The following is a 15,284-nucleotide window of genomic DNA, read 5'->3' as shown; positions in this document are numbered from 1 at the left end:
AAAGAGATGGAAGGATGGCGGGGTGACGTATGCGGCCATTCACTCGGGCATCGACCTGAGCCATGTCGACGCCGGCGCCCGGCCCCAAGACGACCTCTACGGTCATGTCAACGGCCGCTGGCTCAGCGAATACCAGATACCCGCAGATCGCGCCACCGACGGCGCGTTCCGCGCCCTGTTCGACCGCGCCGAGGAGCAGGTGCGAGAGCTGATCGCTGAAGCCAGCCGGGCCAGCGAGGCCTCGGGCTCCGAGCTAGGCACCGACGAACAGCGCATCGGCGATCTCTACGCCAGCTTCCTCGACGAGGAAGCCGTCGAGCGTGCCGGCGTGCAACCACTGCTCGACGAACTGGCCACGATCGATGAAGCCGCCGATCGCGATGCACTGGCGGTTGCCATCGGCGCCCTGCAACGCACCGGAATGGGCGGCGGCGTCGCACTATACGTCGACACCGACGCCAAGGACTCGACGCGCTACCTGGTGCACTTCTCGCAGTCCGGGATCGGGTTGCCCGACGAGTCCTACTTCCGCGACGAGCAGCACGCCGACATACTGGCCGCCTACCCTGGGCACATCGCCCGGATGTTCAGCCTCGTGTACGGGGGCGATTCGGCCGAGCACGCCGACACCGCCGCCCGCATCGTTGCGCTGGAGTCCAAACTCGCTGCGGCGCACTGGGATGTGGTCAAGCGCCGCGACGCCGAACTCACCTACAACCTGCGCACCTTTGTGGAGTTGCAAACCGAAGGGGCGGGCTTCGACTGGGCCGGTTGGGTGACGGCATTGGGCAGCACCTTGGAGGATGTCTCCGAACTGATTGTGCGCCAGCCTGATTACCTCACCGCCTTCGCCCAGCTGTGGGCCGGTGAAGACCTCGACGACTGGAAGCGCTGGGCGCGTTGGCGGTTGATCCGCGTCCGCGCCCCCTGGCTGACCCGTGAACTTGTGGCGGCGGATTTCGAGTTCTATGGCCGCAGGTTGACCGGCGCCGAGCAGATCCGTGACCGCTGGAAGCGGGCGGTGGCGCTGGTGGAGAGCCTGATGGGCGACGCCGTTGGAAAGCTTTATGTGCAACGGCATTTCCCGCCGGGGGCCAAGGCCCGCATCGACGCCCTGGTAGACAACCTGCAAGAGGCGTACCGGATCAGCATCAGCGAACTGGACTGGATGACGCCGCAGACCCGGGAACGTGCGCTGGCCAAGCTGGCCAAATTCACCGCGAAGGTTGGCTATCCAGCCAAGTGGCGCGACTACTCGAAGCTCGTGATCGACCGCGACGACCTCTACGGCAACTACCAGCGCGGCTACGCGGTGAACCACGACCGCGAGCTCGGCAAGCTCGGCGGCCCGGTGGACCGGGACGAGTGGTTCATGACCCCACAGACCGTCAACGCCTACTACAACCCGGGGATGAACGAAATCGTCTTTCCCGCGGCGATTTTGCAGCCTCCATTCTTCGACGCCGAGGCCGACGACGCCGCCAACTACGGCGGGATCGGTGCGGTGATCGGACACGAGATCGGGCACGGCTTCGACGACCAGGGCGCCAAGTATGACGGCGACGGCAACCTGGTCGACTGGTGGACCGACGACGACCGCACCGAGTTCGCCGCCCGCACCAAGGCGCTGATCGAACAGTACGAGGCGTACACGCCCCGGGCGCTCGACAAGAGCCACCACGTGAACGGCGCGTTCACCGTCGGCGAAAACATCGGCGACCTGGGTGGGCTATCCATCGCGCTGCTGGCCTATCAACTGTCGCTCAGCGGTGCGCCGGCCCCGGTGATCGACGGCCTCACCGGCGTGCAGCGCGTGTTCTTCGGCTGGGCACAGGTGTGGCGGGCCAAAACGCGTGACGCCGAGGCGATCCGGCGGCTCGCCGTGGATCCGCACTCCCCGCCGGAGTTCCGCTGCAACGGCGTCATTCGCAACGTCGACGCGTTTTACGATGCCTTCGACGTCGCCGACGGTGATGCGCTATTCCTCGAGCCCCAACGCCGCGTCCGCATCTGGAATTGAGCGCGAGCTGGGGCACCTCCCGCAGCGCGAGCAGACGCAAAAGCCCCCAATCTTGGCCTGAAACGGGAGCTTTTGCGTCTGCTCAGCATGCTTCGATGCGCGCCGGCACGTGCTTGTGCCAGGGCGTGCCGGCATAGGGGTCGCGCCACTCGGTAGAGGTGAGCGCGTTGGGTGCGACGCCCGGAACGACGGTGCGTCCATCGCCGTCGACGTAGTCGAGCCCAAAGCCATTGGGCAGGGCGGCATGTCCAGGTTGCATCGCCTCGCTAATCTCGACGGTTGCCTCCGCACTGCCGGCCGCGGTGGTGATCCGGACCCGGCCTCCGTCGACAAGCCCAAGCGCTTGCGCGTCGTCGACGCTGACACGTAACGCCCCGTCAGCGTCACGTTTGCGCCAGGTTGGGTCGCGGAAGATGTCGTTGGCGGTGTAGGCGCGGCGTTCCCCCACCGAAAGCACCATCGGCATATCCGGCGTGGTCAGCTGCGCCGGCGTCTGGGCCAAAGCCCTTATCTCGTCCAGCATTTCGGGGATTTCCAGCGCGATCTGGTGGTCGTCGTGGCCGATCAGCGCGAAGTCGTCCGCGTAGTCGTGCACGGTGAAAGTGACCCCCGAGGGGCTGTCGAGAATCGCGTCGAACAGCGCGTTACCGTCCGCGTGACCGGCGCGACGGACCGCCTCGGGATAGGTCATCGCCACCTTCTGGGCGAGCCCCCACAGCGCGGCGGCTCCGGCCAGCCCGTCCGGCAGCGTCGGCCCCAGTGTTTCGTAGAGCACATACGGAAGCAGTTTCGCCACAGTCGGATTGGTTGCCACCGCGGTCAGGAACGCCTCGGTGTAGGCCTGACGTCCGCGCTGGGCCGCTTCGCGCAGCGGCCGCAGGTCCGCGTCGTCCACAACGCCAAGTGCCCGAACCAACCGAGCCCAGATTTCCGGTTCGGGCAGCGTGCCCGGCAATGGTTCGAGCAGCGGCCGCCGCAGCTGAAAGCCGTTGTGCGGGAACTCGAAATTGAAGAACGTGGCTTCCGGCTTCTCGAACTGGGAGGCGGCAGGTAGCACATAGTGCGCGAGCCTGGCGGTCTCGGTCATCGCGACGTCGATGACCACCATCAGTTCCAGCGCCTGGAACGCCTTGCGGCACGCGGTCGAATCCGCCAGCGAGTGCGCCGGATTGCCGCTTTCGACGATCATCGCGCGGAACCTGTCGGGATGGTCGGTCAGGATTTCTTCGGGAACGGCATTGGCGGGAATCAGCCCGGCGATAATGGGCGCGCCGGTGACGGGGGTGCGGCCCGAAACCTTGCTGAACAGCGGGGCGAAGGACGAATGCAGGTGCTGGCCACCCCTTTTCGCAAAGTTTCCGGTGAGGATCCACAACAGCTTGTTGAGATACGAGCACAGCGTGCTGTTGGGTCCCTGCTGGATGCCGAGGTCCTCGAACACCGCAACGCTGGCGGCAGTGCCGATGCGGCGTGCGGCGGCCCGCAACAGCTCCCCGTCAACCCCGCAACGTTCGGCGAATCCAGCTATCGGGACCTCACGCAAGACAGCGCGCACGGTGTCGGCCCCGTGCACGTGGTCGGCAAGAAATGCTTCGTCGCATAGGTTTTCCTGAACCAGGACGGCGGCTAGCGCCGCCAGGCACCAGGCGTCGGTGCCGGGTCGCACCCGAAGGTGGAAGTCGGCCATCTTCGCGGTGTCGGTGACGACGGGATCGATCACGATCATCGACCGGGCCGGGTCTTTGGCGATGTCATTGAGCACCACCCGAGCCCGCGGGAAGCTCTGCGACATCCACGGATTCTTTCCGACGAACACCGACACTTCCGCGTGCTCGAATTCGCCCCGGGTGTGACCGCCGTACAGCTGACCATCGACCCACGCTTCACCAGTTTTCTCCTGCGCCAACGCATTTGAGCGGTAGCGTGAACCAAGCGCCTTTAGGAAGGCGCCGCTGTAAGCCCCGCCAAGATGGTTGCCCTGCCCGCCGCCACCGTAGTAGAAGATCTTGTCGCCACCGTAGACGTCGCGAATGCGCTTGAATCCCTCGGCAATCTCGACAATCGCGGTGTCCCAGTCGATCTCCTCATAGCTTCCATCGGGACGGCGGCGCATTGGCGAGGTCAGGCGAGCACGGTTGTTCTGGTAGTGGTCCAGGCGCAACGCCTTATTGCAGGTGTAACCCCGCGACCCCGGATGCTCCTTGTCGCCACGGATGCGCGCCAGTCGCCGGTCCTCGACTTGCACGACGATGCCGCAATTGCATTCGCACAGGATGCAGGCCGTGTGCTGCCAATCAGTGGTGGTCATCGCGGGTTCCTTCCGACGGCTCGGCCAGCAGCAGGTCGTGCAGCTGGCGATGAACGAGATCAAGCGGCGTCAGGTCGCGCCGCACGCGGGCCAGCAGCAGCGCGCCCTCAAGCGCCGAGGTGACCAACGCGGCCAGTTCTTTGGCACGCTCCGACGCCATGCCGTCGGCAATGAAGCGCTGCTCGATCAGATCGCACCAACGGTCGAACACCGCCGCCGCGCGCTCGATCACCGGAGCCATCCGCTCCCGATCGGCCGCCTCCCCCGCTTCCACCGAGACCGCGGCGATAGGGCAGCCCGCGCGGAAGTCACTGGCGAGCAATTGCCGGCGATACTTGTCGACCAACGTGTCCAACAGCTCGACCCCCCGCTGGGCGTCGTTGATGATCGCGGCGACATGCTCGCCGGCGTAGTCGACCGCCTCGCAGAGCAGCTGAGTACGCCCGCCCGGGAAATAGTGGTAGGCCGATCCACGCGGCGCCCCGCTGTGCTGCAGGACGTCCGAGATAGCGGTGGCGTGGGCACCCCGCTCCCTGATCAACAGCGCAGCAGAGACCACCATCCGTTCACGTGGGCTCGGCATATGTATGATGCTATACATAATCTCGGCGCTGCGCGAGAAGATGCGACCGAACGGCCGGCGGGTGGCGGGTGGCGGTGCGGACTGGAACTTAGATGATGCCGGCGCGCACCGCATAGGCGATAGCGTGCGTGCGGTTGCGCAGCTTCAGCCGCGTCACGACGTCGTGAACGATGTTCTTGATCGTGCGCTCGGAGTAATTGAGTCTCGTCGCCACTTCGCACGTGCTCAGGCCGTCAGAAAGCAGCCGCAAGACCTCGACCGCACGCTCGGCGAGGCAGGCGGTATCCCCCGCGCCGGGTTGGGCCACCCCAATCGATCTGACGCGGCCGACCAGATGACGCTGAACACGTTCTGGAAGCCGGAGGCGGCCTTCCGCGGACAACAGGATTGTCTCGACGATGCTGTCGAACGTGCTCTGCCCGCGATACAACAACCCCGTCAGCTCCAGGTCGATCATCCGGAAGACCTGTTCGGCGGAGAATTCGTCAGCGACGACGACCAGTTTCGGCGGATTGCCTGAAGCATCCCGCTGGACGTCTTCGATCTTGGACAACAGCGCTGCGGTGATCGTGGTGGCCAGCACCAGTAGCACGGCGACCTCGCGTCCGGCCGACCAACCGCGCACGTCGAGCTCTCGGTAATTCGAGAATCGGGCCAAAGCGCCCTCTTCGGTCAGTGGGTCGCTCGCCAATAGTGCGACCGACGTGACCGTCCTGGGTGCCATTCGCATCCGGTCCGGATGCAACGCGAACTCCGCGACGGGCATCGCCCCCCGGCACCGCGCCAGCTGCGCCAACTCTGTTTCCACCGTAGTGCGGCGCCCGGGCACCAGCAGCTCGATGGAATGGTTCGAGAACATCTGGTTCCCGACGGTGTGACCGTCGTTCCAAGCGTTCACGTCCACTGCCTCCGTCGCACGGCTGATCACTGGATTTGCGCTGCGGCCCGATCCAAACCACGAGCCTGCCGCGGCGAACCGGCGATGTCTGTCGGCCGACCGGGGGCCACCGGGATGAATCACACGTCCCCCGAACGCCGGACAGCTGCGTCCCCCGATTGGCGGCACGGTCCCGTCGGCACTGCGTCTTTAGGGCGTGGTGGCCGTGACCAAGTTGTTCGCCAACCGCCTGTCCTCGGATTGTGGTGGCCGGCCCACTAGAGTGTGGGCTTCCCATAGCCGCGCATAGTGTCCCCCACCAGCGAGAAGTTCGTTGTGGGTACCGTCCTCGACAACGCTGCCGTGCTCGAGCACCACAACGCGATCGGCGTATTCGGCAATTGCGAGCTGGTGGGCCACAATCAATGTCGTCCTGCCGGCCGCCAGCCCGAGAATCGCCCTGTGCACCACGGCCTCGGTCGCGGGATCCAAGGCGACGGTGGCCTCGTCCAGCAGCAGGATGTCGGGATCGACCAGACGCGCCCTGGCCAATGCGAGCAACTGCAGCTGGCCGGCAGAGAGATTGCGCCCGCCCGCAGCGACCCAATGCGCGTACCCACCGTCGAGTGCGGTGATCATCGGATGAGCACCGACCTCTCGGGCCGCACGCTCCACCTGCGCATCGGTGGCATCGGGCCGTCCGTATGCGATGGCATCGCGGACCGTCCCGGGGAATAGGTACAGTTCCTGTGGCACGATCCCGAGGCGGCCGCGATAGCCGTCGATAGCGAATTCCCTCAGGTCGCGTCCGTCGACCCGCACTGTCCCGGCGGTCGGATCGTAGAACCGCGCCACCAACTTGAGCAGGGTGGATTTGCCGGACCCCGTAGAGCCGACGAACACAACCGTTTGACCGGCAGGAATTCGCAGGTCGACACCGGCCAACGCCGGCGCTTCCCGGGTGCGGTAGCGGAAGTCGACGGCGTCGAACACCACCTCGCCGTGCAGCCTGCCCACCGGCCGCGACACCGGTGACGACGGCGGCGGCGTGCTCAGCAAGGACCGGATCCGCGCGGCCGCCACTGCCGCCTGCTGATACCCGTCGAACATTTGCGAAAGCTGATCTATCGGCGTGAACAGCAGTTCGACGTACAGCAGGTAGGTCACCAATGCACCGACCGATATCACGCCCGCCTGGACCTCGCGTCCGCCGTCGAGCAGCACCAGGGTCGTCGCCAGGCTGCACAGGAACGCCACGAACGGAAAGTACAAAGCCAGTAGCCGCTGTCCGCGCACCCGCGTCCGGCGATAGTCGTCGCTGTGCGCGAAATAGCTTTGCACTCCTACGTATTCGGCGCGGAATGCCTGCGCGATCCGCAGCCCCGCCGCGTACTCGCGCAGGGTAGCGGTCATCGTCCCCAGCCGTTGGCGTGCCTGCCGGTAGATCCAGTTCGACGCGCGCTGGAATTGCCAAGTCGCAAGTGCCAGCAGCGGCACGGTGGCAATGATGAGCAGCACCAGCCGGGCGTGAATGGCCAACAGTGTCACCAGGATGCCCACCAAAGTCACCGCACTGACCACCGCGATGACCAGGCCCGTCCGCAAGAACGCCACGATGGCCTCGACGTCGGCGGTAACTGCGGTCACGATGTGGGCATCCCCGTCGTCTTCAAACGCGTCCAGGCCAAGTCGCTGTGCATGGGAGAACACGCTGGACCGCAATCGAAACAGCACCTTTTCACCGGCGGCTCCGGCGACCATGGCACCCCCCCACTGCGCCACGAACCGGACGACTACGGCGCCCGTGCCCACGAGCGCCGCGCACCACAGCGCCGAAAGCAGGTGCTGGTGAACCCCGACGTCGATACCGTGGCGGATGAGCAGGGGCGGTAGCAAACCTGCGCAGCTCTCGACTGCTACTAGGAGCAGGCTCAGCGCAAGCGGACCCCGGAAGTCGCGCAGTAGGCGGCGTAACACGGGAGTGTTGTCGCGGGGTTCGGCCGGGCGTCTGTTCGCGTCGTGGGTGGCCGGTGGCACCGGTGGTGTTGTCGCTCCCGGTGCCGGGGCGCGGTCCTCGGCGAGCAGATCACCGGTGAGATCCGTTGCGGGCGACAGCAATTCGCGGTATCGAGGACAGCGTTTCCACAACTCGTCAGGGGTGCCGATGTCGAGAAGCCGCCCGGAATCCAGCACCGCGACCCGGTCGGCCAATGTGAGCATGGATCGCCGGCGGGTGAGGATGATCGCGGTACGATCCGCGATGACTTCGCGCAGCACATCATGAATTCCAGATTCAATGACGGCGTCCACAGCAGACGTCGGGTCGTCCAGAATCAGCAACCGCGGCCGGTCGAGCAGCGCCCGGGCCAGTGCGATGCGCTGACGTTGCCCGCCGGACAGCGTCAGCCCGCGCGCGCCGACGGCCGTCGCATAGCCGTCGGGCAAAGTGTCAACGAACTCATCGACGTGTGCCGCCCGGGCCGCCTCGGCGATCTGGTCCGCCGTCGCATCCGGCCGGCCGTACGCGATGTTCGCACCGATCGTGCCCGAGAACAGGACGGCCTCCTCGGGTACCAGACCTACCGCTGACCGCAGCGAGCCGAGCGTCAGGTCGCGCACATCCTGGCCACCGATCCGCACCGCGCCGGCGGTGACGTCGTAGCAACGCATCGCCAGCAACGCCAGCGTCGATTTGCCGCTGCCCGGTGCGCCGACCACGGCGAGGGTTTCGCCGGGCCGGACTGACAGGCTTATGTCACGCAGGATCGGGCGGTCGGCGACATATCCGAACGATGCGTGCGCAAACTCGAGCGAAGCCGGCGACTCCGAGGTCAAGCACCTGGCACCATCGACCAGTGTTGGCCGGCTGTCGATAACTTCGAATACCCGTACCGCCCCGGCTCGCGCCTGCTGCGCAACGGTCAGCATCCCTGCCAGATCGCATGCCGGCCGTGCCACTAGGGCCAGGCAGGACCAGAAGGCGACGAAGGTACCCACCGTGATGCTGCCCTGCGCCGCCATCCATCCCCCGAGCGCGAAGACCGCCATCTGGCCCAGCGCGGGCAGGCTTTGCAGCAGCGGACCGAAGTGCGCGTTGAGCCTGGAAACCCGCAGCCGCGCCGCATACAGCGCGCGGCCGGCCGTTGCGAGCTTGCCCGTCTCCTGCTCCTCCTGCCCGAAAGCCTTGACGACCTGGATGCCGGAGACAGCCGCATCGACAACCCCGGTGACCGTGGCATAGCGCTCCTGAGCACGTTCGGCGGCCACCGTCAGCAAGCGGCGGCTGCGGTGCGCGATCAGGGCTATCACCGGTACCAGCAGCACCACGGGCAAAGCCAGCAACGGGGACAACCAGATCATGACCGCGACACAGAGCACCAGCGTGAGCACATGCCGGATCACATTCGGCAGGTCGAACAGCAGCCCCTGCACCAGCTGCAGGTCATTGGTGGTGCGGACGATGAGCTGACCGCTGCTCCACCGGTCAAGCTGGCGGCCGTCCCACCTCATCAGGGACCGAAAAGCATCCATGCGTAGGTCGTGCTGTACCAGGTGGGCGATGCGACCGCCGTAGTACCGGCGCACGAATGTCAGCAAGTAGACCGCACCGGCGGCGGTGAGCAGGACCGCGGCCCACGGTGCCAGGGACCGGTGGTCCGCCGCGACCGCATCGTCTACGACGCGCTTGACTACCAGCGGAACCAGGACGGCGATAACTGTGCCGGCCAGCGCCGCTCCGAGTCCCAGCAGCAAATCACCTCGATGCCGGAGGACATATCCGGACAACCGGCACCACCACGTCCTCCGCATCCGGCGTATCCCTTCTTGTTTGCTGCGCGGATCACACGGTATATGCCAGTGGCGTCGGTAACGAAAGTCCGCTGCGTCGATTCTCGGTCACGGCGCGAATCACCCGGAATATCGCGGCGGCATCGACAACCGAAAGGGAATGACATCTTCCCTTTCGGGCAATACTCCCGTCCCGCGCTGGCGATGTCGCGCGCACCGGATATACGTTTGGCAGCCGGGCTCGACGAGGTCAGGTATCGAGTTCTCGAGTAACGCACGACCGCGGTGATAATCGCCTTTCCCAGGAGAATCGCATGAGCTCACGAGTTCGGACTGCGACCACACAGTCCCTTTCGGGCAATTCCGACGGAATCCAGCTGACCCCGTTCATCGCCGACGACATCCTGCCCCTGGATTTCGCGCCTCCCATCGGTCCGGAATTGGTATCCAAGGACGAACTGCCCGCCGCCTGGGCCTACAAGCGATTCAACGATCTGGACGCAAAGGAGTCCTACCGGACCAAGCTCCTGCAGGAGCTCACCAACGCGCTCGAAGCCCAGAATTCAGAGACCGCCACCGGCACCTCCGCGGCGCTACGCAACCTGATGGGTCAAATGGCCGAGCAGGGCGCAGTCGTCCTCGCCGACATCGTTGCCCCGGAAGCTTTTCTGGAATTGGTTGCGCGCTATGACGAAATCATGGCCCGCGAGGGCAGCGGCAGTTTCATCCATCGCTTCGTGGACCTGCGGCGAACCGTCGGACTGCTGACCGATCCGGCGGTTAACAAACCGCTTCTGCATCCGCTGATGATCGCATTGATCTCCTATGCCGTCGGTGGGCCGATCAGGATGGTCGACGCACGCGCCAAGGACGCCGAGCCGCTGTCGGTCCTGGCCCAGGACAATATGCTGCACATCGACAACACCCCGTTCAACGACGAGTACAAGATCCTCGTCACCTGGCGCCGCGGAACCGCGCAGGGACCGGCAGGACAGAACTTCACCTTCCTGCCTGGCACCCACAAACTCGCCCGCACCTGCTTCGTCAACGAGGCGGGGGTGCCGTGGTCCAGTGAAAATGCGTCGATCTTCACCACCACCGACAGGATCCGCAAGGTATTCGACGCGCAGATGCAACTCCGCGGCCAGGACAACCCGACCGTGGTCGAGGTCAGCGATTCGGAACGGCCGCTGAGCACCGTATTCGCCGCCGGCTCCCTGGTGCATCACCGCTTCCGCACCGCCACCGGCAACGCGCGCAGCTGCGTCATCATGGCCTTCCATCGGGTCGCCGACAACCCCGGGCGTCTGGTGAGCGATCTCACCGACACCCCGGATGCTTCCTTGAGTGAACTGCTGACCAGCGGCGTACCCGACGACTCCTACCAGCAGCGATTCATCACCACCCTGTGCGCCGCCGCCGACGAGATTGCCGAACTGCTCCTTAAATGGAAGGACACCCCGCAGCGCCCGGTACCGCTGCCACTGCAGGAGAAGCAGATCGACGGGCCGCGGTTCGAGGAATGGATTTCGGCGGCCACCGAGGCCCCCGACGTACAAGCGATCCGCAACCGCGAACAGCCAATCCGCTACGGTGAGGTCCTGTCGCGAGAGGAATTCTTCGATCTGATCTGGCGGCTGATGCGGTTCGACAAGCACGGCCCGCTGGATCTGATCCTGTACCACGACAACCGCGAGGAACCACGAAAGTGGGCACGCAACCTGATTCGTGAGATGTCAGCAGATCGGCTGCACGAGCGGCTGCTCGGTTGGCGCGCCGACATGGACCAGCACCGGCCCGCCGACTGCCTACGGCCACTACAGATCCACGCCCTGATCTCCGAGGTGCTCGAGACGCTGCCGCTGGACGGAAATCAGACCCCGCCCGCCGACTGGCACGACGACATGCTTGGTATGAGCCCGGCAGCCGCCGCGCGCTCGGTGAAGCACCTGCTAGAGGACGTGGCCGAGGCATTGCTGCGCTGCGAGGACATGCCCGCCTACCTGTCGACCAGCTTGTTCGCCTTTTGGTCGGTGGACACCGCCTACAGCCTCGACGGCAGGCGCAACCTTGTGGTCTACGACTGCGCACGTCGGCTGCTACGGCACTACCTGATGCTGTCGCTGACCTCGCTGTAAGTGCTCCCGCGAGCAGACGCAAAATCACCCTTTTTGGTGCCAAAAAGGGTGATTTTGCAGCTGCTCGCGGACTAAGCCGCTAAATCTGCCAGTCGTTGGAGCCGTCGTTCCGGGTGTAGGTGCCGACGGAGTTCTTCACCACGATGGGATCCCCGGGACCAAAGTTGGTGAAGAACCACTTGGCGTTGGTGGGACTGAGGTTGATACAGCCGTGGCTGACGTCGCGCCTGCCCTGGTCGTCGACCGACCACGGCGCGCTATGCACGAAGTTGCCGCTGTTGTCGAACCGGACACCGTCCGTCACCGTTATCTTGTAGCCATTCGCCGAGTTGACGGGAACCCCGTACGTCGAGGAATCCATCACCACCGACGCCATCTTCTCCTGAACGTAGTAGGTGCCGTTTGCGGTTTGATGGCCGCCGGCTGCCATACCCATCGACATCGGGAACGTCTTCTCGACGACGCCGTTTCGGGTAACCGTCAATTGGTGCGTGGCGTCATCGGCGGTCGCCAGCAGCTCATCTCCCGTTCGGAAGCTCGACACGGTGCCGCCCGCGTCGACGGTCACCTCGGTGTGGGCGGGCCAGAAGCTCAACGGGCGCCAGCGCAGCTGGGTTGGGGTCTGCCAGTAGAACTTGCCCGCAACCGGCGGAATCGACGAAATGTGAACCGCGCTTTCTGCAACACCCGCGTCATCGACCCGCGCCGGGAAGTCGAGGATGATCGGCTGGGCCACACCCACCGTCGAGCCATTGGCGGGGTTGAACCTCGGCGGCCCGAATGGCGCCGTGCCGATGAACGGTGTCGGGTCCTCTCCGGCTGCGGGACCCACGAACGGCTGTCCCACCGGCGGCGGGTCGGCCGGCGGCGGGATAACCCCTGGATCACCGGGAGCGGGATCAGGATCTGCCAGCGCAGAGCCCGCACCGAGCACCATCGCCAAGCCCAACACCGAAGCCACACCGGCTGCCTTCAGAGCGCCGAAGAGCCTTACCCTCGCCCAGCCCGACATATGCATCCCTTCGACGCGTTCTCGCAATAGTTTGACACAACACGCCCACCCGCCGAGCAGACGCAAAAGCGCCCTATTTGGCCACAAAAAGGGCGCTTTTGCGTCTGGTCGCGCTACTACACCTGCCAGTCCTGGGCGCCGTCGTTCTTGTTGTAGGTGCCCACGGAGTTCTTCACCACGACGGGATCACCGCTACCGAAATTGTCGAAGAACCACTTCGCGTTGGTGGGGCTGAGATTGATGCAGCCGTGGCTGACGTCACGCTTGCCCTGGTCGGCCACCGACCACGGCGCGCTATGCACGAAGTTGCCGCTGTTGTCGATCCGCACGGCGTCGGAAACGGTGACCTTGTAGCCGTTGGCAGAGTTGACCGGGACACCGTACGTCGAGGAATCCATCACCACCGTGGGCATCTTCTCCAACACGTAGTAGGTGCCGTTCGGGGTTTGGTGGTTGCCGGCCGACATGCCCATCGACATCGGGAAGGTCTGCACCACGGTGCCGTTGCGGGTGATCGTCATCTGATGTGTCGCGTCGTCGGCCGTGGCCACCAGGGCATCACCGGTCCGGAAGCTCGACTTGGTGCCGGCCGCATCGATGTTCACCGCGGTGTTGGCGGGCCAGAATTGCAGCGGGCGCCAGCGCACCTGCGTCGGGCTCATCCAATAGAACTTGCCCGGCACCGGCGGGATCGACGAGATGTGGATGGCCCGTTCCGCCAGTGCCTGGTCAGCGATCGGCACCTGGAAGTTGATGATGATCGGCTTGGCCACACCCACCATCGAACCGTTGAGTGGATTGAACGTCGGCGGCCGGAACGGCGGGTCACCGACGAACGGCGTCGGGTCTTGCCCGGCAACGGGGCCCACGGGCACCGACAGCGGATCGGCCGGCGGCGGCGTGAACGGGTCAGGCGGTACCGCCAGCGGATCGACCGGCGGCGGCGCGAGCGGGTAGGGCGGCGGCGCGAGCGGGTCAGGCAGCGGCGGCAGCGCCAACGGGTCGGGCGGCGCGGGTGGATCGGCCGGGGCGAGCGCCCCGGGGTCGGCGGGCGCGTCCTGCGGGTCCGCCAGGGCGGGGCCGGTGCCCAGCACCAGCACGGCAACCACACCGGCCGCGTTCAGAGCGGCAACGAGGCGCCCTTTTGTCCAACGTGACATATGACATCCCTCCAGTCACATTTGGACCCAGTCTGGCATAGCACGGCGTCTTGTTACCCGTTCAGCGACCGCGCAACCTCGTGACGGCGCACCACCGCGCCTCGCTGACCTGCGGCTTTTACTTGTCTTGTGAAATTGCCCCGGCAGTCTTGGCCCCAACCTCGATCAGCTGCTGGACGGCCGCCATTCCCAACAACGCAACCCCCATCAAGACCGCCGATGCGGTCAGCATCATCGCCACGCTGCGCTCATACAACAGTCCGCCGACCAGTGAGCCGCCCATGATGCCCACCTGGAAGGCCGTCACGTAAAGGCCCGAGGCACCGTCGGGGTCGTCGGCGCCGCTGCGCATCGCCGCCGATTGCAGCATCGGCGACACGGCGGTGGCCATGCCGCCCCACAGCACGATCGCACCGGTCCCGATGACCAGCGCCGCTGCCGAGGTCCCCGGCGCGCCGAACGCCAGCGCGGCCAACAGAGCCAACGCGGCCGTCAGACCCGCCATACAAAAGACGATCGAGCCCTTGGGCCGGCGGTCCAGCGGCCGTGCCACCAAGGCCACCGCGATGACGCCGGCGAAACCATAGGCGGCGAGCACCCACGCCAGGTTCGGTCCGCGCACGCCGACGACCTGTCGGATGATCACCACGATGTAGGTGTAGGAGACGAAATGGCCGATGACGGCGACCATGGTGATCAAGCTGACAACAACCAGCTGTCGATTGCGGTGATGACGGGCCCGCGGACCCACATGCTGCAGCTGCTCGGCGCTCAGCACCATTTCCGGTAGCACCAGCCGCGCCGCGCCCGTGACGACGGCCGCGGCGGCGGTCACACACACCGCGGCCAGCCGCCAGCCCCACATCAGGCTCAGGGCCGCGGTGAGCGGGCTGCCCACCACCAGCGCCAGGCTGGTTCCGATGTAGATCGACGTCGTCGCACGCCCAGCGTGACTGGGCGGCACCAGCCGGGTGGCGATCGGGGCGATAACCGACCACAGCAGGCCGTGCGTGACCGCGCAGAGCACCCGACCGGCGGCCAGCACCGCGAAATTAGGCGCCAGCGCCGAGACGAGCTGAGAAACGGTCAGACACACCAAGCTCATGACCAACGCCCGCCGCCGCGGCCAGTGCGCGGTCCAGCGCACCAGCGGCACCGTCGTCAGCGCCGCGACCAGCGCATACCAGGACAACAGCGTCCCCACCAAAACCAGGCTGACATTTAGGTTGCGCGAGATCGCCGACAGCGCGCCCACCGGGAGTATTTCGGCGGTGACATAGATGAAAGCCGCCGCGGCCAGCACGGCCAGCTGCGCAGCGGTCCGTGGCGTCCACGGACGTGTGGCAGTTGCGGCGGCAGCGGGTTCGGCGGTCATAGCGTGGGACTGTTGTCAACCG

The 15,284-nt window shown here is 65.7% G+C and carries 9 protein-coding genes; 2 read left to right on the top strand and 7 right to left on the bottom strand.

Going from position 1 to position 15,284, the window contains the following annotated elements:
- Positions 1-22 precede the first annotated feature (22 nt).
- On the top strand, positions 23-2,020 hold the full coding sequence (locus AADZ78_RS01755) for a M13 family metallopeptidase (protein ID WP_085248938.1): 1,998 nt from the start codon (positions 23-25) through the stop codon (positions 2,018-2,020).
- A gap of 82 nt (positions 2,021-2,102) precedes the next feature.
- Here AADZ78_RS01755 and AADZ78_RS01750 read toward each other — a convergent pair whose 3' ends face one another.
- The 4 genes from AADZ78_RS01750 to AADZ78_RS01735 all read right to left on the bottom strand — a co-directional run bounded on the left by AADZ78_RS01750 (position 2,103) and on the right by AADZ78_RS01735 (position 9,598).
- Complete coding sequence (locus AADZ78_RS01750; protein WP_085248939.1) at positions 2,103-4,328, bottom strand: molybdopterin-dependent oxidoreductase; 2,226 nt, start codon at positions 4,326-4,328, stop codon at positions 2,103-2,105.
- Positions 4,315-4,911 carry a TetR/AcrR family transcriptional regulator gene (locus tag AADZ78_RS01745; RefSeq protein ID WP_085248957.1) on the bottom strand — a complete coding sequence of 199 codons (597 nt, stop codon included), beginning with the start codon at positions 4,909-4,911 and terminating at the stop codon, positions 4,315-4,317. Before AADZ78_RS01745 ends, AADZ78_RS01750 begins: the two co-directional genes overlap by 14 nt.
- Positions 4,912-4,999: 88 nt before the next feature.
- On the bottom strand, positions 5,000-5,635 hold the full coding sequence (locus AADZ78_RS01740) for a response regulator transcription factor (protein WP_085248958.1): 636 nt from the start codon (positions 5,633-5,635) through the stop codon (positions 5,000-5,002).
- A gap of 363 nt (positions 5,636-5,998) precedes the next feature.
- A complete protein-coding gene (locus AADZ78_RS01735) occupies positions 5,999-9,598 on the bottom strand; it encodes an ABC transporter ATP-binding protein (protein WP_085248940.1) in 3,600 nt (1,199 codons plus the stop codon).
- Between the two features lie 293 nt (positions 9,599-9,891).
- Between AADZ78_RS01735 and AADZ78_RS01730 the strand changes: the two genes are divergently transcribed.
- Positions 9,892-11,715, top strand: a complete 1,824-nt coding sequence (locus AADZ78_RS01730) for a hypothetical protein (RefSeq protein ID WP_085248941.1) — start codon at positions 9,892-9,894, stop codon at positions 11,713-11,715.
- 79 nt (positions 11,716-11,794) lie between these two features.
- On the opposite strand, the gene AADZ78_RS01725 is transcribed toward AADZ78_RS01730, so the two are convergent.
- The 3 genes from AADZ78_RS01725 to AADZ78_RS01715 all read right to left on the bottom strand — a co-directional run bounded on the left by AADZ78_RS01725 (position 11,795) and on the right by AADZ78_RS01715 (position 15,262).
- Positions 11,795-12,727, bottom strand: a complete 933-nt coding sequence (locus AADZ78_RS01725; protein WP_085248942.1) for a L,D-transpeptidase — start codon at positions 12,725-12,727, stop codon at positions 11,795-11,797.
- A 116-nt stretch (positions 12,728-12,843) separates the two neighbouring features.
- Entirely contained in the window at positions 12,844-13,887 is a 1,044-nt protein-coding gene (locus AADZ78_RS01720; RefSeq protein ID WP_085248943.1) for a L,D-transpeptidase, read from the bottom strand.
- Between the two features lie 118 nt (positions 13,888-14,005).
- On the bottom strand, positions 14,006-15,262 hold the full coding sequence (locus AADZ78_RS01715; RefSeq protein WP_085248944.1) for an MFS transporter: 1,257 nt from the start codon (positions 15,260-15,262) through the stop codon (positions 14,006-14,008).
- Positions 15,263-15,284 lie beyond the last annotated feature (22 nt).

Source organism: Mycobacterium riyadhense, assembly GCF_963853645.1.
Classification (GTDB): domain Bacteria; phylum Actinomycetota; class Actinomycetes; order Mycobacteriales; family Mycobacteriaceae; genus Mycobacterium; species Mycobacterium riyadhense.
This window is presented reverse-complemented; position numbering and strand designations above follow the sequence as displayed.